Annotated in this window: 1 pseudogene; it reads right to left on the reverse strand. The window is 67.7% G+C overall.

Annotated elements, in window-relative coordinates:
* A pseudogene (locus HTZ77_RS44925) lies at positions 1 to 610 on the reverse strand (DNA-directed RNA polymerase subunit beta); the annotation flags it as partial.

Raw genomic sequence — 610 nt, forward strand, 5'->3', positions numbered from 1 at the left:
GGTTGGCGTCGTCGTGCTCCAGGAAGGGGATCATCGCGGTGGCCACCGACACCATCTGGCGCGGCGACACGTCGATGTAGTCGACCTCCTCGGCCCGCATGAGCTCGGTCTCGCCGCCCTTGGTGCGCACGAGCACCCGCGCCTCGGCGAACGAACCGTCCGGGTTGAGCACCGTGTTGGCCTGCGCCTTGACGAAACGGTCCTCCTCGTCAGCCGTGAGGTAGTCGACCTGGTCGGTCACCTTGCCGTCGACGACCTTGCGGTACGGCGTCTCGACGAAGCCGAAGGCGTTGAGCCGCCCGTAGGAGGCGAGTGAACCGATCAGGCCGATGTTCGGCCCCTCGGGCGACTCGATCGGGCACATCCGGCCGTAGTGGGACGGGTGCACGTCACGCACCTCGAAGCCGGCCCGCTCACGCGACAGACCACCGGGGCCCAGCGCGTTCAGCCGTCGCTTGTGCGTCAGCCCGGCCAGCGGGTTGATCTGGTCCATGAACTGCGACAGCTGCGAGGTGCCGAAGAACTCCTTGATCGACGCCACGACCGGGCGGATGTTGATCAGGGTCTGCGGCGTGATCGCCTCGACGTCCTGCGTCGTCATGCGCTCGCG

Origin of the sequence: Nonomuraea montanisoli (genome assembly GCF_013363975.1) — a bacterium.
Lineage (GTDB): Bacteria > Actinomycetota > Actinomycetes > Streptosporangiales > Streptosporangiaceae > Nonomuraea > Nonomuraea montanisoli.